The sequence below is a fragment of the Streptomyces sp. NPDC057271 genome (genome assembly GCF_042668715.1).
GTDB lineage: Bacteria > Actinomycetota > Actinomycetes > Streptomycetales > Streptomycetaceae > Streptomyces.
Window position 1 is genome coordinate 117,769 of the sequence record NZ_JBHUYJ010000002.1, and the last position, 24,313, is coordinate 142,081.

At 72.6% G+C, this 24,313-nt stretch carries 23 protein-coding genes and 1 pseudogene; 11 read left to right on the forward strand and 13 right to left on the reverse strand.

Features of this window, described 5'->3' with window-relative positions; translation table 11 throughout:
• Positions 1-67 precede the first annotated feature (67 nt).
• On the forward strand, positions 68-508 hold the full coding sequence (locus ACFUJR_RS01420) for a hypothetical protein (RefSeq protein ID WP_383170075.1): 441 nt from the start codon (positions 68-70) through the stop codon (positions 506-508).
• On the opposite strand, the gene ACFUJR_RS01425 is transcribed toward ACFUJR_RS01420, so the two are convergent.
• Positions 495-1,496 carry a Gfo/Idh/MocA family protein gene (locus tag ACFUJR_RS01425; RefSeq protein ID WP_383170042.1) on the reverse strand — a complete coding sequence of 334 codons (1,002 nt, stop codon included), beginning with the start codon at positions 1,494-1,496 and terminating at the stop codon, positions 495-497. The two genes, ACFUJR_RS01420 and ACFUJR_RS01425, sit on opposite strands and share 14 nt — an antisense overlap.
• 77 nt (positions 1,497-1,573) lie before the next feature.
• Between ACFUJR_RS01425 and ACFUJR_RS01430 the strand changes: the two genes are divergently transcribed.
• A complete protein-coding gene (locus tag ACFUJR_RS01430) occupies positions 1,574-2,848 on the forward strand; it encodes a Bcr/CflA family multidrug efflux MFS transporter (RefSeq protein ID WP_383170040.1) in 1,275 nt (424 codons plus the stop codon).
• A 9-nt stretch (positions 2,849-2,857) separates the two neighbouring features.
• Positions 2,858-3,850 (forward strand): small ribosomal subunit Rsm22 family protein, encoded by a 993-nt coding sequence (locus ACFUJR_RS01435; protein WP_383170038.1) that lies wholly within the window; start codon positions 2,858-2,860, stop codon positions 3,848-3,850.
• A gap of 27 nt (positions 3,851-3,877) precedes the next feature.
• Here ACFUJR_RS01435 and ddaH read toward each other — a convergent pair whose 3' ends face one another.
• Positions 3,878-4,711, reverse strand: coding sequence for a dimethylargininase (gene ddaH / locus ACFUJR_RS01440; protein WP_383170036.1), 834 nt, complete (start codon positions 4,709-4,711; stop codon positions 3,878-3,880).
• Between the two features lie 163 nt (positions 4,712-4,874).
• Between ddaH and ACFUJR_RS01445 the strand changes: the two genes are divergently transcribed.
• Positions 4,875-5,528 (forward strand): TetR/AcrR family transcriptional regulator, encoded by a 654-nt coding sequence (locus ACFUJR_RS01445; protein WP_383170035.1) that lies wholly within the window; start codon positions 4,875-4,877, stop codon positions 5,526-5,528.
• A 100-nt stretch (positions 5,529-5,628) separates the two neighbouring features.
• Positions 5,629-6,399, forward strand: coding sequence for a bifunctional DNA primase/polymerase (locus ACFUJR_RS01450; protein WP_383170033.1), 771 nt, complete (start codon positions 5,629-5,631; stop codon positions 6,397-6,399).
• A 73-nt stretch (positions 6,400-6,472) separates the two neighbouring features.
• On the opposite strand, the gene ACFUJR_RS01455 is transcribed toward ACFUJR_RS01450, so the two are convergent.
• Entirely contained in the window at positions 6,473-7,498 is a 1,026-nt protein-coding gene (locus ACFUJR_RS01455; RefSeq protein WP_383170031.1) for a hypothetical protein, read from the reverse strand.
• Positions 7,499-7,538: 40 nt separating this feature from the next.
• Positions 7,539-7,673, reverse strand: a pseudogene (locus ACFUJR_RS01460) (iron transporter); the annotation flags it as partial.
• Between ACFUJR_RS01460 and ACFUJR_RS01465 the strand changes: the two are divergent.
• Both ACFUJR_RS01465 and ACFUJR_RS01470 read left to right on the forward strand, forming a co-directional pair.
• Positions 7,639-7,857 carry a hypothetical protein gene (locus tag ACFUJR_RS01465; protein ID WP_383170073.1) on the forward strand — a complete coding sequence of 73 codons (219 nt, stop codon included), beginning with the start codon at positions 7,639-7,641 and terminating at the stop codon, positions 7,855-7,857. The pseudogene ACFUJR_RS01460 and the gene ACFUJR_RS01465 overlap by 35 nt on opposite strands.
• On the forward strand, positions 7,835-8,515 hold the full coding sequence (locus ACFUJR_RS01470; RefSeq protein WP_383170029.1) for a PhzF family phenazine biosynthesis protein: 681 nt from the start codon (positions 7,835-7,837) through the stop codon (positions 8,513-8,515). The genes ACFUJR_RS01465 and ACFUJR_RS01470 overlap by 23 nt, the downstream gene beginning before the upstream one ends.
• 104 nt (positions 8,516-8,619) lie before the next feature.
• On the opposite strand, the gene ACFUJR_RS01475 is transcribed toward ACFUJR_RS01470, so the two are convergent.
• Together ACFUJR_RS01475 and map are read right to left on the reverse strand one after the other, a co-directional pair.
• Positions 8,620-9,270, reverse strand: a complete 651-nt coding sequence (locus ACFUJR_RS01475; RefSeq protein WP_383170027.1) for a heme oxygenase (biliverdin-producing) — start codon at positions 9,268-9,270, stop codon at positions 8,620-8,622.
• 113 nt (positions 9,271-9,383) lie between these two features.
• On the reverse strand, positions 9,384-10,241 hold the full coding sequence (map, locus tag ACFUJR_RS01480) for a type I methionyl aminopeptidase (protein WP_383170025.1): 858 nt from the start codon (positions 10,239-10,241) through the stop codon (positions 9,384-9,386).
• 58 nt (positions 10,242-10,299) lie between these two features.
• On the opposite strand from map, the gene ACFUJR_RS01485 reads away from it, so the two are divergent.
• Positions 10,300-10,530 carry a hypothetical protein gene (locus ACFUJR_RS01485; protein WP_383170023.1) on the forward strand — a complete coding sequence of 77 codons (231 nt, stop codon included), beginning with the start codon at positions 10,300-10,302 and terminating at the stop codon, positions 10,528-10,530.
• A 60-nt stretch (positions 10,531-10,590) separates the two neighbouring features.
• Here the strand turns inward: ACFUJR_RS01485 and ACFUJR_RS01490 are convergent, their stop codons facing one another.
• Positions 10,591-11,931: an MFS transporter gene (locus tag ACFUJR_RS01490; RefSeq protein ID WP_383170021.1), complete on the reverse strand. Its 1,341-nt coding sequence runs from the start codon at positions 11,929-11,931 to the stop codon at positions 10,591-10,593.
• Positions 11,932-12,035: 104 nt separating this feature from the next.
• Positions 12,036-12,638: a hypothetical protein gene (locus ACFUJR_RS01495; RefSeq protein WP_383170020.1), complete on the reverse strand. Its 603-nt coding sequence runs from the start codon at positions 12,636-12,638 to the stop codon at positions 12,036-12,038.
• Positions 12,639-12,758: 120 nt separating this feature from the next.
• Here ACFUJR_RS01495 and npdG point away from each other — a divergent pair, with 120 nt between their 5' ends.
• A complete protein-coding gene (gene npdG, locus ACFUJR_RS01500) occupies positions 12,759-13,457 on the forward strand; it encodes an NADPH-dependent F420 reductase (RefSeq protein ID WP_383170019.1) in 699 nt (232 codons plus the stop codon).
• 24 nt (positions 13,458-13,481) lie between these two features.
• A complete protein-coding gene (locus tag ACFUJR_RS01505; RefSeq protein ID WP_383170017.1) occupies positions 13,482-13,724 on the forward strand; it encodes a hypothetical protein in 243 nt (80 codons plus the stop codon).
• Positions 13,725-13,746: 22 nt separating this feature from the next.
• Here the strand turns inward: ACFUJR_RS01505 and ACFUJR_RS01510 are convergent, their stop codons facing one another.
• Together ACFUJR_RS01510 and ACFUJR_RS01515 are read right to left on the reverse strand one after the other, a co-directional pair.
• Positions 13,747-16,470, reverse strand: a complete 2,724-nt coding sequence (locus ACFUJR_RS01510; protein WP_383170016.1) for a patatin-like protein — start codon at positions 16,468-16,470, stop codon at positions 13,747-13,749.
• Positions 16,471-16,564: 94 nt separating this feature from the next.
• On the reverse strand, positions 16,565-17,359 hold the full coding sequence (locus ACFUJR_RS01515) for a site-2 protease family protein (protein WP_383170014.1): 795 nt from the start codon (positions 17,357-17,359) through the stop codon (positions 16,565-16,567).
• Positions 17,360-17,458: 99 nt separating this feature from the next.
• On the opposite strand from ACFUJR_RS01515, the gene ACFUJR_RS01520 reads away from it, so the two are divergent.
• Positions 17,459-21,229, forward strand: a complete 3,771-nt coding sequence (locus tag ACFUJR_RS01520; protein ID WP_383170012.1) for a BTAD domain-containing putative transcriptional regulator — start codon at positions 17,459-17,461, stop codon at positions 21,227-21,229.
• Positions 21,230-21,231: 2 nt separating this feature from the next.
• Here ACFUJR_RS01520 and ACFUJR_RS01525 read toward each other — a convergent pair whose 3' ends face one another.
• The 3 genes from ACFUJR_RS01525 to panB all read right to left on the reverse strand — a co-directional run bounded on the left by ACFUJR_RS01525 (position 21,232) and on the right by panB (position 24,226).
• Complete coding sequence (locus tag ACFUJR_RS01525; protein ID WP_383170010.1) at positions 21,232-22,095, reverse strand: ABC transporter permease; 864 nt, start codon at positions 22,093-22,095, stop codon at positions 21,232-21,234.
• Positions 22,092-23,084, reverse strand: coding sequence for an ATP-binding cassette domain-containing protein (locus tag ACFUJR_RS01530; RefSeq protein ID WP_383170008.1), 993 nt, complete (start codon positions 23,082-23,084; stop codon positions 22,092-22,094). The genes ACFUJR_RS01525 and ACFUJR_RS01530 overlap by 4 nt, the downstream gene beginning before the upstream one ends.
• A gap of 278 nt (positions 23,085-23,362) precedes the next feature.
• Entirely contained in the window at positions 23,363-24,226 is an 864-nt protein-coding gene (gene panB, locus ACFUJR_RS01535) for a 3-methyl-2-oxobutanoate hydroxymethyltransferase (protein ID WP_383171942.1), read from the reverse strand.
• Positions 24,227-24,313 lie beyond the last annotated feature (87 nt).

Sequence of the window (24,313 nt, forward strand, 5' to 3'; positions counted from 1 at the left end):
GGCACGCGGATGTTCTGTCCCCGACAACCCGGGGGCGTCCCGCGCCACTCCGTCAGGGGAGGCACATATGGCGTACGCGCAGGCCCACACCGACGAACTCCACGCGTCCGCCCGGCACTTCGGCCGCCACCGTCTCCTCACCACCGCCGCGCCCGCCGCCGGGCCCGCCTTCGCCGTCCAGCCGCCGGTGCCGCCGGGCCCGCCTTCGCCGTCCAGCCGTCGGCCGTTCAGCCGTCCCAGCCGTCGGCCGTCCCAGCCGTCCAGCCCCCGGCCCCCGGCCCCGGGCACGGTGAGTGCCACCGAGCCGCCCCCGCCGCGTCACCGAGGACCCGTTCGCCCCGGGGGTGGCATCCGGCGACCCCCACCCCGGCTCCCTCCTCCTCCGGACCCGGCTCGCGCCCGCGCCGACTTCCGTACGGTCTCGGCCGTGACGGCCCCCGGCGCCCCGGTCGGCACGGCCGGGTCCTTCGTCACCGAGGCGGGCGACCCCGGGCTCACACCGGCGTGAGCGAGAGCTCCCCGGGATAGCGGACGCCGATGCGGTCCCGTACCGCGTCGAGCGTCCGCATCACGGCGAGGGAACCGTCCAGCGGTACGAGCGGGGACTCCGTCAGGCCCGCCCGCAGACAACGCGCGACCTCGGCCGCCTCCGGCAGCAGCGACTGCCGGTCGCCGTCGAGAACGAACTCCTCCGGCTCCCGGCCGTGGCGCCGCAGGGTGAAGCGGTCGGGGAAGAAGAAGCCGGCCGGGACGTCGATCCGGCCGGCCGATCCCGTCACCGACGCGACCATCGGGGTGTCCGCCACGAGCGAGCAGGACAGCAGGGCCGATGCTCCCGAGGACCAGCCGAGAAGCATCCCCGTGTTCAGGTCCACGCCCTCGGGCGAGAGCAGTGCGTGGGCCTGGACCGAGTCGGGCTCACCGAGCAGCAGCTGGGCGAAGGAGACCGGATAGACCCCGAGGTCCAGGAGCGCGCCGCCGCCGAGGGCGGGGTCGCGCAGCCGGTGGTCGGCGGCGAACGGGCCCGCGAGCCCGAAGTCCGCCTGCACCGTCCTGACCTCGCCGACCGCGCCCTCCGCGACCAGCTCCCGGATGCGGCGGATCAGCGGATTGCAGTACATCCACATGGCCTCCATCAGGAAGAGACCCCGGTCCCTGGCGAGGGCGACCAACTCCTCCGCCTCGCGCGCGTTCAGGGTGAGAGCCTTCTCGCAGAGGACCGGCTTTCCGGCCTCCAGGGCGAGCCCGGCGGCCTCCCGGTGCGCGTGGTGCGGGGTCGCCACGTAGACCACGTCCACGTCCGGATCGGCGACGAGCGCGGCCCACCCGCCGTACGCCCTCGGTATCCCGAACCGGTCGGCGAAGGCCCGCGCCGACGCCTTCGTACGGGAGGCGACGGCCACCACCTCGTTGTCGTCCGCCGCGAGCAGATCCCCGGCGAACTTCGCCGCGATCCCGCCCGTCGCCAGCACGCCCCACCGCACGGTCTTCCCCATGCCCCACCCCACGAACGTCTCGGCCCGCTCCGACGAGCTGAGAGCATAGGGAAAGTTTCAACGAAATGGAGCAGTCGATGCCGGAGAGCGGCCAGCCCACGAAGCGGGGATCCCAGGCGCACATACCCGCCGGTACCGCCGCCCCCGCGCGGCGTGCGAGCCTGCTCGTCACGCTCGTCCTCGGCGGCCTGACCGCGCTTCCGCCGCTGTCCATGGACATGTACCTGCCGGCGCTGCCGGAGGTCACCGAGATGCTGCGCTCGCCCGCCGCGACCGTCCAGCTGACCCTGACCGCCTGCCTCGCCGGCATGGCGCTCGGTCAGCTCGTCGTCGGCCCGATGAGCGACCGGTGGGGCCGCCGCAGACCGCTGCTCGTCGGCATGCTCGTGTACGTCGCGGCCACCGCGGTCTGCGCCTTCGCCCCCACCGTCGAACTGCTCGTCGGCTTCCGGCTGCTCCAGGGCCTGGCGGGCGCGGCGGGCATCGTGATCGCCCGGGCCGTCGTCCGCGACCTGTACGACGGCGTGGCGATGGCCCGGTTCTTCTCCACCCTGATGCTGATCTCCGGCGTCGCCCCGATCATCGCCCCGCTCATCGGAGGCCAGATCCTGCGGATCACCGACTGGCGGGGCGTCTTCCACGTCCTCGCCTTCATCGGTGTGCTCCTGACCCTGGTGGTCTGGAAGTGGCTGGAGGAGACGCTGCCGCCCGAGCGGCGCCACGAGGGCGGTGTCGGGGAGGCGCTGCGCACCATGCGCGGTCTGCTCGCCGACCGGGTCTTCACCGGCTACATGCTGGCCGGCGGGCTCGCCTTCGCCGCGCTCTTCGCGTACATCTCGGCCTCCCCGTTCGTCGTGCAGGAGATCTACGGCGCCTCGCCGCAGACTTTCAGCCTGCTCTTCGGTCTCAACTCCGTCGGTCTCGTCGCCGTCGGGCAGATCAACGGAAAGCTCCTCGTCGGCCGGGTCAGCCTCGACAAGGCGCTGGGCTGGGGGCTCTGCGTGATCCTGCTCGCCTCGGTGGCGCTGCTGGTCATGACGAGCGGGGTCTTCGGAAAGCCGGGGCTCGCGCCCGTGGCCGCCGGGCTGTTCGTCCTGATGTCGGCGATGGGTCTGGCGATGCCCAACACCAACGCGCAGGCGCTGATGCGTACCCCGCACGCGGCGGGCTCCGCCTCCGCGCTGCTCGGCTCCTCCTCGTTCCTCATCGGGGCGGTCGCCTCGCCGCTCGTCGGCATCGCGGGCGAGGCCACGGCCGTGCCCATGGCGGTGGTGCAGCTCGTGTGCGCGGCCGGAGCGCTCGTCTGCTTCCTGGCTATGTGCCGGCCGTGGCGGCCTCGGGAGGCCGCCTAAAATGTGGAGGTGAACGCCTCCCCCTCCCTTGCCTCCGGCGACGAGCTGCGCGCCGCGCTCGCCGGACTTCTCCACGGGCTGCCGCCGCGTCAGGCGGCGCAGGCCGTCGACCGGCTGATCGCCAACTACCGGGGGACCACCCCGACCGACGCACCCGTGCTGCGGGACCGCTCCGACGTCGCCGCGTACGCCGCCTACCGGATGCCGGCGACGTTCGAGGCGGTACGGGGGGCGCTCGGCGCCCTGCGGGACGCGGCCCCCAGCTGGGAGCCGGCCACGCACACCGACATCGGCGGCGGCACCGGGGCGGCGAGCTGGGCGGTCGCGGAGGCCTGGGACGGGGCCGCGCGCACGACCGTGCTCGACTGGGCCGAGCCCGCGCTCGCCCTCGGCGAGGAGCTGGCGGACGGGGTCTTCGACGCGGAGTGGCGGCGGGCCCGGATCAGCGGGGAGCTGCGCCTCGACGCCACGGACCTGGTGACCGTCAGCTACGTCCTGAAGGAGCTGACCGAGGCCGACCGCCGTGCGATCGTGACCGAGGCGGCGCGGGCGGCGCAGGCGGTCGTGATCGTCGAGCCGGGCACCCCCGACGGCTACGAGCGGATCATCGCGGCGCGCTCCCTCCTCGTGGAGGCGGGCTTCACCGTGGCCGCGCCGTGCCCGCACAGCGGGACGTGCCCGATCGAGCCGGGCAGGGACTGGTGCCACTTCGCCGCCCGGGTGAGCAGGTCGTCGCTGCACCGGAAGGTCAAGGGCGGTTCCCTGCCGTACGAGGACGAGAAGTTCGCTTACGTGGCGGCGACCCGGTTCCCCGTCGTACCGGCGGCCTCCCGAGTCACCCGCAAGCCCCAGATCCGCAAGGGCCAGGTCCTGCTGGATCTCTGTGGCCCCGAGGAGACCGGACTGGCGCGCGAAACGGTCACCAAGCGGCACGGGGCCCTCTACAAGGCGGCGCGGGACGCGGAGTGGGGCGACCCCTGGCCCCCGGAGCCCACGGAGTAGGACCGGGGGCAGGGGCCGCCCCCGGGCTCACCCCTGGGCGGGACGCAGCTCCTGGGTGCAGCACTTCACGCTGCCGCCGCCCTTGAGCAGCTCCGACAGGTCCATGCCGAGGGGCTCGAAGCCCCGGTCACGGAGGGGTTCGAAGAGCCCTACCGCCGCCTGCGGCAGCAGCACGTGGTGACCGTCGCTCACCGCGTTCAGGCCGAGCGTCGCCGCGTCCCCCTCCGTCGCGAGCAGGGCGTCGGGGTAGAGCCTGGCCAGCACCTGCCGGCTGCCGGGGGAGAAGGCGCCGGGGTAGTACATGATCTCGTCGCGCGCCGGGTCCAGGACGCAGAGCGCCGTGTCCAGGTGGTAGTACCGGGGGTCCACCAGCTCCAGACCGATCACCGGACGCCCGAAGAACTCCTGCGCCTCCAGGTGCGAGAGCGGCGTGGAGCGGAAGCCCCGGCCGGCCAGGATCCAGGACGAGGTCACGGCGAAGTCGCCCTCGGCCTCGTTCACGTGCTCCGGCACGCGGACCTCCGCGTAACCGTTTCCGCGGAACCAGTCCAGATGTGCCTTCTCCTCCTCCGTACGCTCCGGATGGGCGAACTTCGCGCCGAGCACACGGCCGTCCACCACGGTCGCGCCGTTCGCGGTGAAGACCATGTCGGGCAGGCCCGGGACCGGGTCAAGGAGTTCCACGGTGTGGCCGAGCGCGCGGTACCTGGCCGTCAGGTCCTCCCACTGGGCGAGGGCGAGCGGCAGGTCGACCGGCTTGGTGGGGTCCATCCAGGGGTTGATGGAGTACGTCACCTCGAAGTGCGTGGGTGGGCACATCAGATAACGGCGGGGCGAGGCCTCGCGCGGGGTCTGGCGCAAAGAGAGCTCCTCACGAACGGAAGAACAGTCGTCGGACGGAGCCCATGGTCCGCCCTCGGACGACTCCGCGCAGTGGACCGTTCGGGTGGTTCACCGAACGTTCGGTCCGGGTACCCGAAGGGCAGGCGAGACGCGCCGTCTCGCCCGCTGTTAGATTGGTGCCATGCCCGACACGCAGAGCCCCGCAGCCAAGAGCCCCGACGCCACCCGTCGCAGCGAGCGCTCCCGCCGCGCGATCTACGAGGCCGCCCTCGCCCTCGTCTCCGAGACCGGCTACGCCAGGACGACCGTCGAGGGCATCGCCGCCCGCGCCGGGGTCGGCAAGCAGACCATCTACCGCTGGTGGCCCTCCAAGGCCGCCGTCCTCCTCGAAGCGTTCCTCGACCTCGCCGCACAGGCCAACGAGGCGGCTCGGCGGGACGACGCCCGCGGCGGGGACGGGGACAGTGAGATCCCCGACACCGGGGACCTCGCCGCCGACCTCAAGTACGTGCTCCGCGCCACGGTCGACGAACTGAACAACCCCACCTACGACGCACCCTCCCGCGCCCTGGCCGCCGAGGGCGTCGTCAACCCCGAACTCGGCGCCCAGTTCGTCGAGAAACTCCTGGAACCCCAGCTCCAGTACTACGTACGCCGCATCGAGGCCGCCCAGGCCGCCGGCGACATCGCCCCCGACGTCGACCCGCGCATCGCCCTCGAACTCCTCGTCGGCCCCCTGAACCACCGCTGGCTGCACCGCACCCTGCCCCTGACCCACGCCTACGCCGACACCCTCGTCGACTACGCGCTGCGCGGGCTCGCGCCCAGGGCGTAACCCCGTTACGTACCCCGGTTGGGGACTCCGGTCACCTGGAGCACCGGAAGATGCGACGATGGGCAGAGCCGAACGGGCGAGGACAGGTGTGAGGGGATAGATGGGCGACGGTATCGGCCGCTACCGCGGCACGGAGAGCAGGCTCCCGCAGTGGCTGCGCAGGCGGCCCAAACGCACCGCGGCCGAGGACGAGAACCGCCGCGAGAACCTGCTCCTGGCCACCGCCGCCGCCGGACTGCCCCTCGCCCCCGCCGCGTACCCCGTCGGCTACCGCTGTTCCTGTGAGCGCATGGGCTGTCCCACACCCGCCCGGCACCCCGTCTCCTTCGCCTGGCAGACCCAGTCCACGACCGACCGCGCCCAGATCGAGCGCTGGGCCCGGAACGAGCCCGAGGCGAACTTCGTCACGGCCACCGGCATGGTCCACGACGTCCTCGACGTCCCCCTGGAGGCCGGCCGGGCGGCCCTGGAACGGCTCCTCGACCAGGGTGTGGAGGTCGGACCGGTCGCCGAGTCCGCCGAGAGCGCGGGCGACGGCGGGCGGATGCTCTTCTTCACCGCCACCCGTGGCACCCCCGAGGACGAGGACGAGTGGTGGCCCTGCGAGCTGGACTGCCATCCGGAGACCATGGACGAGCACCCGGGGCTGCGCTGGCACTGCCGCGGCAGCTACGTGCTCGTACCGCCCGCCCGGCTGATCGGTGACGAGGAGGAGCGGCCCGCGGTCAGCTGGGTCCGCGGCCCCGAGCACCCGCTGCCCGACCCGCTGAACCTCCTGGAGACGCTCACCGACGCCTGTGCCCGGCACGCGGCCGAGCAGGGGGACCAGCACACCGGACACGAGGTGGCCTGGCCGCTCGGCCGCCGCTGAACCGGAGCGGCTGAGAACCGTACGAGCCCTGCCCGTCCTTAGCGCGCCACGAGCCGTTCGCGCGCTTGGCGCGCTACGAGCCCTTCGCGCCCGTGACGCCCTGGAGCCGGCCGGTGACCGTGACGCCGTCCGCGTCCGTGCCCGCCGGCTTCACCAGTACCGTCTGGCTCGACACCCACTCCTTGGTGACGGTGTTCTTGACCTCGCCCGTCATCAGCGCCTTCACATCGGGACCGACCTTCGGCCGGTAGCCCTTGGCCGCCGTCTGCTGCTCGAAGTACCGCGTCGTGAAGAAGACCAGAGCCCCGCCGTCCTCGGTCGCGAGGGCCAGCGGCGCGAAGTCCCCGGCGTCCATGACCTGGTCGACGTACTGCGTCGCGAGTCCCGCCCGCTTCGCGCCCTTCTCCCGCTCCTCACGCCAGCGCGTGGTGTGCGGACCGGCGGCGAACTGGCCCCGCTCCCCGCCGCCGAGGAACGAGACGTAACTCCGTCCCAGGTCCTCGGGCGCGACGGCGAGACCCGTGGAGTCCGCGGGGACCGGGACCGCGAAGCCGCCCTCGGTCTTGAACGCGGGGATCTCGTCCGGGGTCAGGATCGCCAGGTAGGCGACCTCCCACAGCTGGTCGGCGCCGTTGCGCACGAAGACCAGGAGCCAGCGGTTGTCGCCCCGGCCGTTGTCGTCGTCCCGGTTGGAGTCGGTGTCCGCGACGAACCAGCGCGGCCAGCCCGCCTTCTTGGGGAGGACGTACGTCGCGTCCGTCAGCTCCAGGGGCTGATGCTGCGGGTTGCCCTCGGGCGCCGTGATCGAACGGGACTTCAGACCGGCCTGGTTGATGGCCCCCAGCGCCCCGGTGACCCGGTCCGCGTCGAGCTTCGGGTCGTGCGCCTTGTCGGCTTCGTTGTAGGCGTCGGTGAAGTCCTTGAGGGCCTGCTCGGCCTCGGCCTTCGTCGCCGCCGGGATCAGCTCCCGCTCGCCGTGCACCGTCACGCAGCCGCTCGCCGTCAGCGCCAGCACGGTCACCGCCGTCGTCGCCACGAACACCCGGGAGGGTCCTCCCGGTTCAGCGAGTGCCTTCGACGGTCCCCTCAGCCTTCTCATCGGTCGCCTTCTGCTCCTTCACCGGCACGGACGGACCCGACCCTACCGGGGCCGGCGACAGTGCGAGCGTCGGGACCGGATAGAGCGCCCACACCGTGACCTGAAGAACCGTCGGGTTCGGCTGGAAGCCGAAGACGCCCTTGAGGAGCGTCCCGTACCGGCCCCACCAGTCGTCCCGCGTCTTCCGGGGCCCGGACCCCGAGCGGCAGCGCGCCGTCTTCCTGCGCGGCCTCGCCGAGCACACCGCGCCGATCCCGTACGGCCGGGCCCGCACGCGGACCTGGCCGATTCCCGGTGGACCGGCGGAACGAGACGCGTGGATGCTTGAATTCCGCCATGAACACGACCGCGACGACTAGCGCCACCGACCTCGACGTCCTGCGCGTCTTCTGCGCCGGCGACGGCCGGTACGGCAACGCCCTGGGTGTCGTACGGGACGGGCGCACGCATCCCGACGAGGCGTCCCGGCAGGCGCTCGCCAAGGAACTCGGGTTCAGCGAGACCGTTTTCGTGGACGATCCCGAGCGGGGCGTCGTCGACATCTACACGCCCGGTGTACGGCTGCCGTTCGCCGGTCACCCGCTGGTCGGGACCGCCTGGCTGCTCGACCTGGAGGTCGTGTGCCCGCCCGTCGGCGAGGTGTGGGTGCGCGGGGACGGGGAGTTCACCTGGATCGAGGCGCGGGCCGAGTGGGCCCCGCCGCGGTCCCTGCGCCGGTACGGCTCCGCCGCCGAGGTGGACGCGCTCGAGGTGCCCGCGCCGGGGACCTGGATCTACGCCTGGGCCTGGGAGGACGAGGCCGCCGGGCGGGTCAGGGCGCGCGGCTTCCCGGGGCGCGGGGACGGTGTCGACGAGGACGAGGCGACGGGCGCGGCGGCCCTGCTGCTCACGGCCGAGCTGGGCCGCGCCCTGAACATCACGCAGGGCCGGGGGTCGCAGATCCTCACGGCCCCCGGCCCCGACGGAGTGATCGAACTGGGTGGGCGGGTCCGCCTCGAACGGACCCTCACCCTCTGAGACTCAGGCGCTCACGCGCTGACTCGCCCGCGTCGACTCGCCCGTGCTGACTCGCACGCGTCGAACTCGCCCGCGCTGACTCGCCCGCGCCGGTCCCTACGCGCTCACGCGCTGAGCGGGAACTCGCCGCCCAGCTCCCGGAAGACCGCGCCGTTGAAGTCGAACGCGCGCTTGCACTCGTCGATGATCCGCTGCTTCTCCAGGTCGTCGGCGTTCACCCCGTCGAGCAGTTCCCGGTACCCGCGCTTGAAGGCCGCCGGGTTCCCGATCTCCTCGAACACGTAGAAGCGGACGCCGTCGCCCTTGCGCGCGAAACCCCACGTCCGCTCCGCCTTGTCGCGGATGATCTGGCCACCGGAGAGATCCCCGAGGTAGCGCGTGTAGTGGTGCGCCACATAGCCGGCGGGCCACTCCCGCGCGCACTCCGCCACCCGCGCCGCGTACGCGGCCGTGGCGGGCAGCGGGGAGAGCCCCTCGCGCCAGCCCGGGCCCCGCAGATGGGCGAGGTCCTGCTCCAGGGCGGCCGTGCGGAAGAGCTCCGGCTGTATGAACGGCCCGGCGACCGGGTCGTCCTTCAGCGCCTCGGCACCCTCCTCCAGCGCGCGGTACACGAACCACAGCTGCTCCGTGTACCGCGTGTAGGCGTCCACCGCGAGGCGACCGCCGAGGAGGTCGCTCATGAAGGTCGACGTCTCGGCCTCGGTGTGCTGCTCGTGCGAGGCCGTGCGGATGAGCGTCGAGAAGGGCGTGTCCAAGGCGTGCCTCCGGGCCGATGGGGACGGGAACCTGCTGCGATACTGCTTCTTAGGCTTACCTAAGTCAACTGGTTCCCGACGTCCTGTCGGTAAATGCTTACCCGGAGGACGGCTCAGGGCAACGTAAGGATCTCGGCCCCGCTGTCCGTCACGACGAGCGTGTGCTCGAACTGCGCCGTCCGCTTCCGGTCCTTGGTCACGACCGTCCAGCCGTCGTCCCACATGTCGTACTCGTGCGTGCCCAGCGTCAGCATCGGCTCGATGGTGAACGTCATGCCGGGCTGGATGACCGTCGTGGCGTGCGGGGAGTCGTAGTGCGGGATGATCAGTCCGGAATGGAAGGACGAGTTGATGCCGTGCCCGGTGAAGTCGCGCACCACGCCGTAGCCGAACCGCTTGGCGTACGACTCGATGACCCGGCCGATGATGTTGATCTGCCGGCCCGGCTTGACCGCCTTGATGGCCCGGTTCAGGGACTCGCGGGTGCGCTCGACGAGCAGCCGGGACTCGTCGTCCACGTCCCCGCACAGATAGGTGGCGTTGTTGTCGCCGTGGACCCCGTGGATGTACGCCGTGACGTCCAGGTTCACGATGTCGCCGTCGTTGAGGACGGTTGAGTCGGGGATTCCGTGGCAGATGACCTCGTTGACCGAGGAGCAGAGCGACTTCGGGAAGCCGCGGTAGCCGAGGGTGGAGGGGTACGCCCCGTGGTCGCACATGAACTCGTGGGCGACCCGGTCCAGCTCGTCCGTGGTGACACCCGGCGCGATGTGCTTGGCGGCCTCCTCCATCGCCTGCGCGGCGATGCGGCCGGCGATCCGCATCCGCTCGACGGTGTCGGAATCCTGCACCTCGGGGCCGGTGTACGGGGTGGGTGCGGGCTTCCCGACGTACTCGGGACGACGGATGGCTCCCGGAACGGAGCGGTGGGGGGAGAGCTCCCCCGGTACGAGCAGCGACTGGCCAGACATGTCAGCGAGTCTAACGACCGTGTCTGGGGCAGCATGGCCTCAGAGGAAGGAGCCGACGATGGCCCTGTTCAAGAAGCGCACGGTGGGCAAACCGGGCGAGTGGTACTACTGCCTGGAGCACAAGAAGGTCGAGGAGGGCCCGGAGTGCCCGTCGAAGAACCGTTTCGGACCGTACGCCACCCGTGAGGAGGCGTCCCACGCGATGGAGACCGCGCGGGAACGCAACGAGCAGTGGGAGACGGACCCGAAGTGGCACGACGCCCCGAAGCAGGGCGAGACCTCGGACTAGACCCTGCCGCTGCCGCTGCCGCTGCCGCACGTCGCACGTCGGAAGTCGCTCGTCGGCCCGTCAGGAGTCCGGGACCCCGGTCCCGGTCTCCCGCGCGTCCGGCGCCCCGCCCGCCCGCGCCTCGCGTGCCTCCCGCTCCGCCTGCGCGGTCCTGTGGCGCAGCGCGTCCTCGTCCGTCTCGGAGTCGTACCGGAGGAGCCTGGGCAGGGCCAGACAGAGCAGCCCCACCGACGCCACGCACGCCACACCGCCGGACCAGATCGCCGCCCGCGTCCCCGTCCAGCCGGCCATGGCGCCCGCCCGGACCTGGCCCAGCTGCGGGCCCACGCTGTAGGAGAGCACCTCGATGCCGGCGAGCCGGCCGCGCAGCTCCTCCGGGATCGTCTGGTTCCAGATCGTGGCGCGGCCCAGACCGCTCGCCATGTCGCCCGCGCCCGCGAAGGCGAGGCAGAGCAGCACCAGCCACACGTTCGAGAGCCATCCCGCGGCGGCGATCGCGAGCCCCCATGCCGTGGCCCCGCACACGACCAGCCATCCGTGCCGGCGGATCCGCGAGGTCCAGCCGCTGGTCAGGCCGAGGACGAGCGATCCGACCGAGCCCGCCGCGTACATCAGGCCCAGCGACCAGTCCGCGTCCAGTTCGTCCGCCAGGAACGGGAAGATCGTGTTCGGGAACGCGAAGAACATCGCGGCCAGATCGACCGCGTACGTCCCGAGGAGCACCGGACGCGACCAGGCGTAGCGCGCGCCCTCCACGATGCCCCGCAGGGACGGCTTGTCGGCGTCGTGCGCGGGCGGGGCGGGGGAGAGCCGCAGACACAGGAGTACGGAGACGAGGAAACCGGCGATCGTCACGGCGTAGGCCGGAGCGTGGCCGGCGTACGCCACGAGCAGGCCGGCGAGCGCGGGGCCCGCGATGGTGCCCATCTGCCACCGCAGCGAGTTGAGCGCCGCGGCGGCGGTCTGCTGGTCGTGCGGCACGATCCGGGCGAGGAGGGAGTCCAGGGCGGGGCGCTGGAGACCGGCCAGCGCGGAGACGCCGGCGGCGACGGCGTACAGCGGCCAGAGCATCGGCTCGGGCAGCAGGGAGTTGAGGAGCAGCAGCAGGGCGAGCAGCGCGAGCCCGGCCTCGGCGGCGACGAGGACCTTGCGCCGGTCGACGGCGTCGGCGAGCGCGCCGCCGTAGAGCCCGAAGACGATCAGGGGGACCAGCTCGACCGCGCCCATCGCGCCGACCGCGAGCGGGGAGCCGGTCAGATCCTTGATCTGCAACGGCAGCGCGATCATCGCCACGGCGCTGGAGAAGAAGGCGACGAGCCCCTGGACCCAGAGGAGCCGGAAGTCGCGGGAGGAGCGCCAGGGCGCGAGATCGGGCAGTACGGCGGACAGCTTCGAGGTCACGAGGCGCCATGCTCCGACCGCCGCGAGGTGCCCGGCAACCGAATTACGGCGCGGAGGGGTGGGGCGAGTGGGGCGTCCGGCCTACCGGGCCCGGTCGCCGCGGGCTACCAGCGGGTCGGGGGCGGAGACGTCAGATGGTCCGCCAGGAGCGAGAGGCGGTCCCGGAAGCGGCGCCGCCCGCGCGGGGAGGGCAGGCTGTTCTCGCCGGCCGCCGCGCTCACCAGGTGCTGGACCGTGTCCAGGTCGACCTCCGCGCCCTCCCGCACCGTCAGCGTCTCGTGCGCCAGGCCCCGGACCTCCGGATCGCCGCCGTCGAGCGAGAGCACCGTCGCCCCCGCCCTGCGCGCGTCGTGGACCCGCTCCAGGAGCCCCGCGGCAGGCCGCTCCGGCGCAACCATCAGCAGCGTCGTTTCGCGCCGAGCCGACTCCAGCCGGCCCAGACCCACGGCCAGGTGCGCCGGGTCCCCCGGCCGCACCCGGTGCCGTACGAGCGTCGGCGTCAGCTCCGGCCGGCCCGACCAGGCCGCCTCGTCCACCAGATGCGCCGCCAGGTGCCAGGGCTCGTACCCCTCCGTTCCCACCAGCAGCAGCCCGCCCCCGCGCGGGACGACCGAGGAGCGGAGCGAACCGGCGAACCGGCGGGCCGCGGCCGGCCACTCCGTTCCGGCGAGCACTTCCCGCAGCAACGCGACGCGTACGGCATCCATGGGCCCGCATCCTGCCGCAGCCGGGCCGCGCGGGGAGGGCGGTCGCCGAGGGTTCCACCCGTACGGGATGTTCCACCCGACGGGAAACGGATCGGCTGACCGGCCAGTAATGTCGAGGCCATGACTACGACTGACAGCAAGCCCGCCCCCAAGGACCCCTGGGACCTCCCCGACGTGTCCGGCCTCGTCGTCGGCGTCCTCGGCGGCACCGGCGACCAGGGTCGCGGCCTGGCCTACCGCCTCGCCAAGGCCGGCCAGAAGGTGATCATCGGCTCCCGCGCCGCCGAGCGCGCGCAGACCGCGGCCGGCGAGCTGGGACTCGGTGTCGAGGGCGACGACAACGCCGAATGCGCCCGCCGCAGCGACATCGTGATCGTCGCCGTGCCGTGGGACGGGCACGCCAGGACGCTGGAGTCGCTGCGCGACGAACTCACGGGCAAGCTCGTCGTCGACTGCGTCAACCCGCTCGGCTTCGACAAGAAGGGCGCCTACGCCCTCAAGCCGGAGGAGGGTTCCGCCGCCGAGCAGGCCGCCGCCCTGCTGCCCGGCGCCCGGGTCACCGCCGCCTTCCACCACCTCTCCGCCGTCCTCCTCCAGGACCCCTCGATCGACGAGATCGACACGGACGTGATGGTCCTCGGCGAGGAGCGCGCCGACGTCGAGATCGTCCAGGCGCTCGCCGGCCGCATCCCCGGGATGCGCGGCGTCTTCGCGGGGCGGCTGCGCAACGCGCACCAGGTCGAGTCGCTCGTCGCCAACCTGATCTCGGTCAACCGCCGCTACAAGGCCCACGCGGGGCTCCGGGTCACCGACGTCTGACCACGTGCCCGGACGGACCGGGGCATGGGGGACACTGGACGGGCACCGTCAGCCGTACCCGGACAGGAGCCGACCCCCATGCCCCGCCTCGCTCTGTACGCCCTCGCCGTCTGCGCCCTCGCCGTGGCCGCGGCCGTCGTCTCCTTCGTCGCGGGCATGTGGCTGGGGATCGTCTGGGTCCTGCTCGCCGGCCTCTCCTCGAACATGGCCTGGTACTACATCCGCCGAGCGAAGGCCGACGCGGCCCGCGCCTCCGAGCCGGCCTGATCTCCCGGGGAACGCCTCTGATCTAGCCGGATTCCTGGTCGGTCCGCTCCCGGGCGGCCTTCTTCGCGCGCCGCCGCGCCCGCCGCCTTCGCCGCCGTGTGGTCCACCGGCTGAGAGCCACGGTGAGAAGGAACTCCAGCAGGAACAGCAGGGGCATCCCGAGACCGGCGACGAGCAGGATGAGCCAGCTCCAGGCGCCTTCCCCCCAGATCGACTTGATCAGCCATGCGATCCCCACGGCTCCCATGACGGCGACGCCGTACGTCACGAGCGCCGCCCACACGGTCCACTGCAGCGCCGAGGCGGGATTCCTGGTGACCCGCCCCCACCACAGCCAGCGCCCCGGCAGGCCGGCGATCCGGGAGGGCCACGGCCAGTGCCACGGAGGCACCTTGCGGCCGAAACCCCGCCAGAACATGGTCCGGCCCGCTTCGGCCCACGCCCCCCGGATCGGCGAGCCCTTGCCCACCAGGATGCTGAGGACGGCTTCGAGCAGCCTTCCCGCGGTGTTCCGCCCCTGTGCGGTCCTGAGGTAGTTCGTGAACAGTGTCCTGTCCGGTTCGGCGAGCTCGTCGAGGTTGCGGCCCATCCGCTCGGTGCCGATCTCGGCCGCGAGGATGGCCTCGTGCAGCTCCAGCTCCAGGGAGCGGCGCTCCTGGTGGTTCGCGACGAACAGGCGCAGCAGGTGATGCGCCCCGTCGAGCCGTCCCCAGGCGAAGTCGGACTCGCGCCACTTCGGGTCGACGAAGGCCCCGAAGTGGTCGAGGCGGACGCCGTACAGCTTGCGTTCGCCGAGGGGCGCGTACTTGTCCAGAGGGAAGACCGGACTGTGCTCGTCGGGTCCCAGCCGCAGGAACTCGAACTGGGGCGTGTGCTCCACCAGCTCCTCCGGTGAGGAGAAGGACTGGGCGACCACCTCCGCGACGAGGCAGGCCTTGAGGACCATCCGCTCGCGCTCCCCGTCGGGCCGCTCGGGGCCGCCCGAGCCGGGGCCGGCCGTCGCCCTCGCGTAGGCGCCGACGGCCTCCTCGACCTGTTCGCCGAGGACACGTCCCAGGCTGAGGTCCTTGTAGACCGCGTTGATCGTGGCGATCGGCCCCCGGTCGGCGGCCACCTTCCTGCGGGTGGGATCGCCGCCGGCCGTGTCGGCGTTGCGCAGGAGTCCGAACACGTGGTCGGTCACGGCGCGCACGGCCCGTACGCAGGTGCTGAGTTCCTCCAGGGCCCGGCCGAGGCGGCGCTCCTCGCGCTCGTGTTCCTCGGCCTCCTCGACGGTCGGGGCGCAGGGCGGCACGGTTCGGTGGCGCCGCGTCTCCTTCAGCCGGCGCTCGACGTCGGCCGCGAGCGTCCACACCAGCCGTTCGGCACCGTGGACACCCCATTCCCAGGGGGTGGCTACGGGGTCGGCCAGCGCGTGAGCGGAGCTGGGCACCCACCCCGTGGGCGAAGCGCCGTTCTCCAGGATGGCCTCGGCGTTCTCCTGCGGGATGCCGACCAGGGAGCGTACCCCTCGCCCGTCCTCCCGCAGTTGCCGGATCTTCCACACGGCGGCGGCGATGCGGCTGTACCGGTACTCGGTGAAGAGCTGTTCGGCGACGGTGAGCATGGCCTCTCGCTGGGCCTCTCCGGTCTCGGAGTGGAACTGTCGCTCGAAGAGATCCTGCTGACGGGTGTGGGAATGCCGGCCCATGTGTTCGCGCAGCTCGGTCGTGCCGGTGCGGAAGTCCGCCTCGCGCGGGTAGTTGATGGCCGTGCCGAGGACCGACGGCCATTCGGTGGCCTTGCACGGAGGGCGGTTCTCCACATGGCGCTGGGCGACGCCGGACGAGGGCACCACGAAGACCAGGATCCGCCGCACCGGGCCCTCCACCCGGCGGTCCGAGATGGCTTCGAGCACCGGTCCGAAGGGGGCGTTGTTGAGCAGCCCCCCGTCGACGATCCAGCTGGCCCGGTCCCGGCCGCGGCTCGGGATCTGGGGGTGGGGGCGGACCCGCTGCTCAAGCAGGGGCGACTCGTCGACGGGTGCGAAGGCCAGCGGGAAACCGGCCGAGGCGCGGGCCGCCAGGCTGAGCCGGTCCAGGACGTCGTCGTCCAGGAAGTCCCTGCGGACCCGTGGCTCGGTCTTCCAGATCTCGCACGGGGCGACGGCCTTGCGGAAGACGACCGCGTCCGGGTCGTGCTGGAACTTGTAGATCCTGCGGTGGTCCGCCACGTCGAAGCGGCCGCCGAAGCCGTCCTGGAAGTCCTCGGGTACGCCGTCGAGCGCGGTCGCGGTGACGAAGAGCGTCACGGGCTCGGCGTCGCGCTCGCTGGAGCCCATGCCGTTCAGGATGTCGCCGATGGTGTCCTGGAAGAACCGGCCGTCCAGGACGCTGTTGTACGGCGGCTTCCTCAGCAGCTTGTCGTCGTCGAGCGCCGCCGCGTTCCGCCAGGTCTCGCGGAGGTTCGGCAGCGCCGTCCCCCGCCCGATGGCCGCGGCCAGCAGGGAGCCGTTGAGGCCGCCGGCCGACGTGCCCGCGATGACATCGACGAGGACGTGCGTGTTCGCCTCGTGGACGACGCGTTTCCAGAGCTCGAAGACGGGCCGGTCGCGCGGGTCGACGTACTCGGGAGGCAGACCCGAGCGGACCGCGCGGGAGGCCCGCCGGAGCAGGTCGATCTCGTGCGTCACCCCGCCCATCCAGACGGCCAGGCTCACGCCGCCGTTGAGGACGAGGGCCAGACGCGTCTGCTCGAGAGCCGCCATGTCTGCAGTATGCATATCCGTGCATATGCACCCGTCACGTCGACGGTGTGTCCGCCGCCGGAGATCGCCCGGGCGGCGGTACGGGCGGGGTCCCTCAGACCTCGCAGAGCTCCGGAGTCTCCTGCCAGAAGCGGTAGAGGTTCGAGCCGCAGTAGCGGGAGAGCTCCGGCACACCGAGCGCACGCATCAGCGCGTCGATCGTGTCGAAGAACGCGCCGTTGACCGCCGGGACGAACAGCAGCGCGATCACGACGAAGAAGCCGTACGGCGCGTACGGCTCGATCTGCCGCTTGATCTTGTACGACAGCCAGGGCTCGACCACCCCGTAGCCGTCGAGGCCCGGCACCGGCAGGAAGTTCAGCAGCGCCGCCGTCACCTGGAGGAACGCCAGGAACGCGAGCGCGTACCGGAAGGCGAGCGGGACGCCGTCCAGCGCGTCCAGCCAGAACGGCGCCGTACAGACGATCGCGAACACGACGTTCGCCAGCGGGCCCGCCGCCGAGATCAGGCTGTGCTTCCAGCGCCCCTTGACCCGGCCCTGCTCGATGAAGACCGCACCGCCCGGCAGACCGATGCCACCCATGATCACGAAGAGCACCGGCAGGACGATGCTCAGCACCGCATGGGTGTAGGCGAGCGGGTTGAGAGTGAGATACCCCTTCGCGCCGACCGTGATGTCCCCGCCGTTGAGCGCGGTACGGGCGTGCGCGTACTCGTGGAGACAGAGCGAGACGATCCACGCCGAGGTCACGAAGAGGAAGATCGCCACACCGGGGGACGCGGCGAAGCCGGTCCACACGGCCCAGCCGGTGACCGCCATGACGGCGAGGATCGCCAGGAAGACCGGGCTGATCCTGCGCTCATGGCTGCGGGTGGTGGCCGTGGTCATCGGTGGGACTCCCTGGGACGCGGCGGGGTGTGTGCGGGAAACGTGCCGGGGCGGGGGCGAGTTCCTGCGACGGTCCCCGGCTCACGGAGAATAGGGCCTGTGCGCTATTCCGTCCTCGGCCCGACCCAGGTCCACACCGCCCAAGGCACCCCCGTCGCGCTCGGCGGGGCCCGCCTGCGAGCGCTGCTGACCGTGCTGGCCCTGCGGGCGGGACACGCGGTGCCCGTCACCGTGCTCGTCGACGAGGTGTGGGCCGGGGACCCGCCGGCCGACGCCGCCGCCGCGCTCCAGGCCCTGGTCGGGCGGTTGCGGCGGGCGCTCGGCCGGGACGCGGTGGAGTCGTCCCCCGGCGGTTACCGGCTGGTGGCCGGCCCCGACGACGTGGACGCGCAGCGCTTCGAGCGGCTGGCGGGCGACGGCGTACGGGCGCTGGGCGCGGGCGACCCGGGGCGGGCGGCGGAGCTGCTCGACGAGGCGCTCGGACTGTGGCGGGGGCCCGCACTCGCCGACCTGCCCGACCGTACGGCGGAGGCGGCCCGCTGGGAGACCCGCCGCCTCGACGCCCGCCGGGCCCGCTTCGGCGCGGCACTCGCGCTCCGGGAGGGTGCGTCGGTCCTGCCCGAACTGGTCGCTCTCTGCCAGGCACATCCGCTCGACGAACCCCTCCAGGCCCTGCGCATCCGGGCGTTGCGCGACACGGGCCGCGCGGCGGAGGCACTCGTCGCCTACGAGGCCGTACGCCGGGAGCTGGTGAACCGCCTGGGCACGAATCCGTCGCCGTCCCTGGCCGCCCTCCACGCGGAATTGCTGTCACCGGACACCGGAGTGACGCGCCCCGACCAGGCGGCCCGGGCAGGGGACGGCAGCGGCTCGCGGGAGAACCGGCCCGGTCCCAGCCCGGCGCGGCCCGCGTCCGGCGGTTCTGTCGGACCTGCGGGGCCCGGTTCGGTGCAGGGCGCGTCCGGCGGTTCTGTCGGACCTGTGGGGCACGGAGGCTCTGGCGGCTCGGCGCACGGCGCCGACGGCGGCCCCTGCGGGCCTGCGGGGCATGTCGGGTCCGAGGTCCCTGCGGGGCCCGGTTCGGTGCAGGGCGCGTCCGGCGGCCTTGTCGGACCTGCGGGGCCCGGTTCGGTGCAGGGCGTCCCGGTCCAGGGCCCGGACGTGAAGGTCACCGATCGGCACGTCGGCACGCCCCGACCCGGCAACCTCCGGGCGCGGCTCACCAGTTTCGTCGGCCGCGACCAGGACATCGCCCAGCTCCGGGACGACCTGCACGCGAGCCGGCTCGTCACCCTTCTCGGCCCGGGCGGGGCCGGGAAGACGCGGCTCTCGCAGGAGGGGGCCGAACGCGCCGCCGACGCCGGGGCCTGGCCCGACGGCGTCTGGCTCGCCGAGCTCGCGCCCGTCACCGACCCCGAGGCCGTCGTCGAGGCCGTGCTGGGCGCAGTCGGAGCGCGCGAGACCGTGCTGAGGGGCGCGGGCGCGGAGGAGCTGCGCGGCACCGACACCCCGCTCGGGCGCCTCGTCGAGCACTGCTCCGCGCGCCGCCTGCTGCTCGTCCTGGACAACTGCGAACACGTCGTGGACGCGGCGGCCGCCCTCGCGGAGTCCCTCCTCGCCCGGTGCCCCGGCGTGACCGTCCTGGCCACGAGCCGCGAACCGCTCGGCGTCCCCGGCGAGTTCCTGCGCCCGGTGGAGCCGCTGCCGCCCGAGAGCGCGCTGCGCCTGCTCGGCGAGCGCGGCGCCGCGGCCCGGCCCGGCTTCGACCCCGGCGACGACCCCGAGGCGTGCGCCGAGATCTGTCGGCGTCTCGACGGCCTCCCGCTCGCGATCGAGCTCGCGGCGGCGCGGCTAAGGCTGCTGACACCGCGCCAGATCGCCGACCGTCTCGACGACCGCTTCCTCCTCCTCACCTCGGGGGCCCGCACCGTCCTGCCCCGTCAGCAGACCCTCCGCGCGGTGGTCGACTGGTCCTGGGACCTGCTCGACGCGCCCGAACGGGCCGTCCTGCGCCGCCTGTCCGCCTTCACGGGAGGCTGCGACCTGGAGGCGGCGGAGGCGGTCTGTACCGAATCCGTCAGCACCGGACCTGTCCGCGCCGAACCTGTCCGCACCCAACCCGCCCGCACCGAATTCGCCCGCACCGAACCTGCCCGCACCGAATCCGTCCGCACCGAATCCGCCCGCACGGCCGACGCGGCCCCCGAGCACGGCGCATCGTGCGCGGAGACCCTCGACGTGCTCGGCTCGCTCGTCGACAAGTCGCTGGTCGTCGCCGCGCCCGCCGACGACGGAACGATGCGCTACCGCCTCCTGGAGACCGTCGCCGAATACGCCGGCGAGCGGCTCGACGAGGCGGGGGAACGCGCCGAGATCGAGCGGCGCCACCTCGTCCACTACCGCGAACTCGCCCGCGTCACCGACCCCGAGCTCCGCGGCGGCGGTCAGCGCCGCGCCATGACCTGGTTCCGCACCGAGTACGACAACCTGCGCACCGCGCTGCGCCGTGCCGTCGCCGTACGGGACGAGCACGAGGCGCTCGTGCTCGTCCACTGCCTCCTCTGGTACTGGCAGCTGCGCGATCTGCGCGCCGACGCCCTGCACTGGGCGGGGGAGGCCGCCGCCCTCGGGCCCGACCCCTTCGCGCCGCCCATCATTCCCGCCGTACCGCTCCACGAGCCCTGCACCGCCACCCCGCCCCCGCTGAGCGAGGAGCAGCTCTGGGAGGCCCGGCGCGGGGTGCGGCTGATCGAGCTGCTCAACATGGACTACGAGAGGGGCGGGTGGACCAGCCTGGAGGGCTCGGAGCGACTGCGCCGCATCAACGCCGTCTACCGGCCCGGGCTTCCCCAGACCTGTCGGCTGCCCGGCTCCTTCGCCGTCTTCGCCGTCCTGCTCATCGGGGAGGGGGACAGGATGCGGGAGGTCCTCGACGCCACGGTCGAGGCGTGCCGCACCTACGGCTACGAATGGGAGCTCGCCAACGCCCTCCAGACCCGCGCCAACCTGCTGGCCAACCGGTCCGACGGGGCGGCCGACGCGGCCGCCGACGCAGAGGAGAGCCTGAAGATCTTCGTCCGCCTCGACGACGCCTGGGGCGCGGCGGAAGCACTCTCCTCGCGCGGCGAGGCCCGCGAGCGACAGCGCCGGTACGAGGGCGCGGCCGAGGACTTCGCCGCGGCCATCGGATACGCGGAGCGGGCCGGCGCCCAGACCCAGAAGGCCGTGCTGCGCGCCCGCTACGCGGACATGCTCGGTGTGACCGGCCGCGAGGAGGAGGCGGAGGCGATCCTCCGCGAGGTCCTGGCGGACGGGGAGAACCGCGGACACGAACCGGTGCTCGCGGCCCGGCTGTTCCTGGCGATGCTGCTCGGCCGCACCGGCCGCACGGCCGAGGCCCGGCAGCAACTGACCGGACTGCTCGCGGACTTCAGCTCCGAGACCCTGTCGATCTTCGCGGGGTTCACCCTCGGCGGCCTGGCCTGGCTGGACAACCTCGACGGACGGTACGCCTCGGCGCTCGACCTGGCCCGAGAGGCCCTGGACCGGTCCCTGAGCACGCTCTCGATGATGGTCGCCCCGCAGATGCCGGCCCTTCACGTGGTCACGGCCGCCTGGGCCCTCGCCGGTCTCGGTGGCCCCGGCGCGACCGTCGGCGCCCGGCTCCTCGGCGCCCAGCCGGGCCTGCTCCCCGAGAGCCATCTGCTCTCACCGTCCGAGCGGGAGAACCTGGAGCGGGCCACGGCACTCGCCCGGTCCGTCCTCGGGGACGAGGCCTTCGAGGCCGCGTACGCCGAAGGCGGTGGCCTCTCCCCGGAGGAGGCCACCGCCCTGCTCACCCGCGCCGACGCGATCGACGGGCCCGTCTAGGCTCAGGTCTTCTTGCGGAACTTGGCGACCGCCAGCGGCGCCGTGACGGCCGTGATCGCCACGGTCCAGCCGAGCGTCATCCACACCGAGTCGCCGACGGGGGTGCCGTTGATCATGGCGCGGGCGGCGTCGGCGAGGTTGGACAGCGGGTTGTAGTCCGTGAAGGTCTCCAGCCAGCCGGGCATCGAGGACGTCGGGGCGAAGATCGAGGAGCCGAACTGGAGCGGCATCAGTACGAGCATCGCCATCCCCTGGACGGCCTGGGCCGTCTTCATCGTGAGACCGAGCAGGATGAAGATCCACATCAGCGAGGCGCCGAAGACCATGGACAGGCCGATGGCGCCGAAGAGGTCCAGGATCGAGCCCTTGATCTCCAGGCCCAACAGGAAGCCCATCCCGAGGAGGATCGCGGAGGCGATCAGCATCCGGCCGATCTCGACGACGATCTTCGCGACGAGGACGGAGGACCGGGCGATCGGCATCGTCCGGAACCGGTCCATCACTCCCTTCTTGAAGTCGTCGTTGACGCCCACTCCGACGGCCATGGCGATGTTCATGCCCATCATGGCCATCAGGCCGGGGGTCACGTAGTTCACGTACGCGTCGTTGTTGCCCTTGCCGGAGATCGCGCCGCCGAAGACGTACACGAAGAGCAGGATGAAGATGATCGGCATCAGGACCGCGTCGAACATCGACTCCGGGTCCTGCTTGATCTGCAGCGCGTTCCGCCGGACCAGGGCGCCGATGTGGCGGAGGTTGGCGCGCAGACCGATCCGGCCCTCACCGCCGGGCGCCCGACGCTGCGGGGCGGGGCCCGGCGCGTCGGCGGGAGCCTTGGTGAACTGTGTGGTCGTCGTGGTGCTCACGCGGCGACCTCCTCGGGGGTCGGGTCGGAAACGGTGGCCTTCTCGCCCGTGATGGCGAGGAAGACCTCGTCCAGGCTGGGCAGGTGCGTGCCGATGTGCGCGATGCCGAAGCCACGCGTGCCCAGCAGGCCCACGACGGCGGTCAGCTGCTCGTCGCTCAGGATCGGCACGTACAGCGCGCCCTCGTCGGGGACGACGGTCGAGCCCGCGATGCCGTCCAGGCCCGACTCGCGCAGCGCCGAGGCCATCGCGGGCAGGTCGGCCGGGTCCACCGGGCGGATCGTGAGCGTGCGGCCGCCGACGCGGGCCTTGAGTTCGTCGACCTTGCCGTTGGCGATGACCTTGCCCCGGTCGATGACGGTCAGCTCGCTCGCGAGCTGCTCCGCCTCCTCCATGTACTGCGTGGTGAGCAGCACGGTCACGCCCTCGGCGACCATCCTCTTCACCTCGTCCCAGACCTCGTTGCGGGTGCGCGGGTCGAGGCCGGTGGTCGGCTCGTCCAGATAGAGGACCGCGGGCTCCCCGATCATCGAGGCGGCGAGGTCGAGCCGCCGGCGCATGCCGCCGGAGTACTGCATCGCGGGCCGCTTGGCCGCCTCGGTCAGCGAGAACCGCTCCAGGAGGTCGTCGGCGCGGCGCCGGGCGTCCGGGCGGGAGAGGTCGAGCAGCCGCCCGATCATGTAGAGGTTCTCCCAGCCGGAGAGCTTCTCGTCGACCGAGGCGTACTGGCCGGTGAGCCCTATCGTCCGGCGGAGCTGGCGGGGCTGCTTCACCACGTCGTAGCCGGCGACGGTGGCGGTCCCGGAGTCCGGGACGATGAGCGTGGACAGGCAGCGGACGAGAGTGGTCTTGCCGGCCCCGTTCGGGCCGAGCACGCCGAGGACCGTGCCCTCACGGACGTCCAGGTCGACCCCGTCCAGGGCCTTCGTCTCGCCGTAGTGCTTCACGAGGCCTCGTACCTCGACGGCGTTGTGTGCGGATCGCGTCATGGCCACCATCAGAGCAGCCGCCACTGACAACGCACCGACAGAAGACCGACAGCGGCCCGACAGCGGTTCGGCAGCGGTTCGGCAGCCGGTCCGACAGCGTTTCGGCAGCGGTCCGTCGGACGGCCCGACGGCGGCCCGACGGCGGTCCGACGGCGGTCCGGAAGCCGGTCGGCCGGCTGCCGGACCGCCTGCCCGAGCCCCGGTGAAGCGGCCGGCCGCAGGCCGCGCGAAGGCTTCTCGCGCGGCCCGCGGCCGGGTGCCCCGATCGAACGGCCCTCCTAGTGGAAGGTGTGCTCCTCGGCGGGGAACTCCCCGCCTGCGACGTCCTCCGCGAAGGCCCGGGCGGCGTCGCCGAGGGTCGCGCGGAGGTTCGCGTACTGCTTGGTGAAGCGCGGCACCCTGCCGCCGGTCAGACCGGCCATGTCGGTCCAGACGAGGACCTGGGCGTCGGTGTGCGGGCCGGCGCCGATGCCGATGGTCGGGATGTGCAGGGAGCGGGTGACCTCGGCGGCCAGCTCGGCCGGTACGAGTTCGAGGACGACGGCGAAGGCGCCCGCGTCCTGGGCCGCCTTGGCGTCGCTGAGCAGCCGGTGCGCGGCCTCGTCGCTGCGGCCCTGCACCCGGTAGCCCATGGTGTTGACGGACTGCGGGGTCAGGCCCAGGTGGGACATGACCGGGATCCCGGCCTGGACGAGCAGTTCGGTCTGCGGCAGCGAACGCTCGCCGCCCTCCAGCTTGACCGCGCCGACGCCCGCGCCCTTGACGAGCCGGGTCGCGTTGCGCAGGGCCTGGACGGGCCCTTCCTGGTACGAGCCGAAGGGGAGGTCGCCGACGACGAGGGCGCGCTTGGTGCCCCGCACGACGGCGGCGGACAGGAGGGTCATCTCGTCCATCGTGACGGGCACGGTGGTGTCGTAGCCGAGATGGCAGTTGCCCATGGAGTCGCCGACGAGGACGACCGGGATACCGGCCTCGTCGAAGACGGACGCGGTCATGGCGTCGTAGGCGGTGAGCATGGGCCACTTCTCGCCGCGGGACTTGGCCGCGCTGATGTCGTGGACCGTGATACGGCGCGTGCCCTTGCCTCCGTACAGTGCCTTGCTGCTGTCGGGGGACTGCTTCGGGGCAGGCTGAAGCGTCATGGTGAACGGCTCCTTCGTCATCTCGAGGCGCCCTGACGGCGTCCCCGGACCACGTCCATGGTGGCACTTCCCGCGGCGAGGGGGGAA

Coding starts and splice junctions, on each gene's coding strand:
- ACFUJR_RS01420 (WP_383170075.1), top strand. CDS start 68: ATGGCGTACGCGCAGGCCCACACCGACGAACTCCACGCGTCCGCCCGG.
- ACFUJR_RS01425 (WP_383170042.1), bottom strand. CDS start 1,496: ATGGGGAAGACCGTGCGGTGGGGCGTGCTGGCGACGGGCGGGATCGCG.
- ACFUJR_RS01430 (WP_383170040.1), top strand. CDS start 1,574: ATGCCGGAGAGCGGCCAGCCCACGAAGCGGGGATCCCAGGCGCACATA.
- ACFUJR_RS01445 (WP_383170035.1), top strand. CDS start 4,875: ATGCCCGACACGCAGAGCCCCGCAGCCAAGAGCCCCGACGCCACCCGT.
- ACFUJR_RS01450 (WP_383170033.1), top strand. CDS start 5,629: ATGGGCGACGGTATCGGCCGCTACCGCGGCACGGAGAGCAGGCTCCCG.
- ACFUJR_RS01455 (WP_383170031.1), bottom strand. CDS start 7,498: ATGAGAAGGCTGAGGGGACCGTCGAAGGCACTCGCTGAACCGGGAGGA.
- ACFUJR_RS01470 (WP_383170029.1), top strand. CDS start 7,835: ATGAACACGACCGCGACGACTAGCGCCACCGACCTCGACGTCCTGCGC.
- map (WP_383170025.1), bottom strand. CDS start 10,241: ATGTCTGGCCAGTCGCTGCTCGTACCGGGGGAGCTCTCCCCCCACCGC.
- ACFUJR_RS01485 (WP_383170023.1), top strand. CDS start 10,300: ATGGCCCTGTTCAAGAAGCGCACGGTGGGCAAACCGGGCGAGTGGTAC.
- ACFUJR_RS01495 (WP_383170020.1), bottom strand. CDS start 12,638: ATGGATGCCGTACGCGTCGCGTTGCTGCGGGAAGTGCTCGCCGGAACG.
- npdG (WP_383170019.1), top strand. CDS start 12,759: ATGACTACGACTGACAGCAAGCCCGCCCCCAAGGACCCCTGGGACCTC.
- ACFUJR_RS01505 (WP_383170017.1), top strand. CDS start 13,482: ATGGGGGACACTGGACGGGCACCGTCAGCCGTACCCGGACAGGAGCCG.
- ACFUJR_RS01510 (WP_383170016.1), bottom strand. CDS start 16,470: ATGGCGGCTCTCGAGCAGACGCGTCTGGCCCTCGTCCTCAACGGCGGC.
- ACFUJR_RS01515 (WP_383170014.1), bottom strand. CDS start 17,359: ATGACCACGGCCACCACCCGCAGCCATGAGCGCAGGATCAGCCCGGTC.
- ACFUJR_RS01530 (WP_383170008.1), bottom strand. CDS start 23,084: ATGACGCGATCCGCACACAACGCCGTCGAGGTACGAGGCCTCGTGAAG.
- panB (WP_383171942.1), bottom strand. CDS start 24,226: ATGACGCTTCAGCCTGCCCCGAAGCAGTCCCCCGACAGCAGCAAGGCA.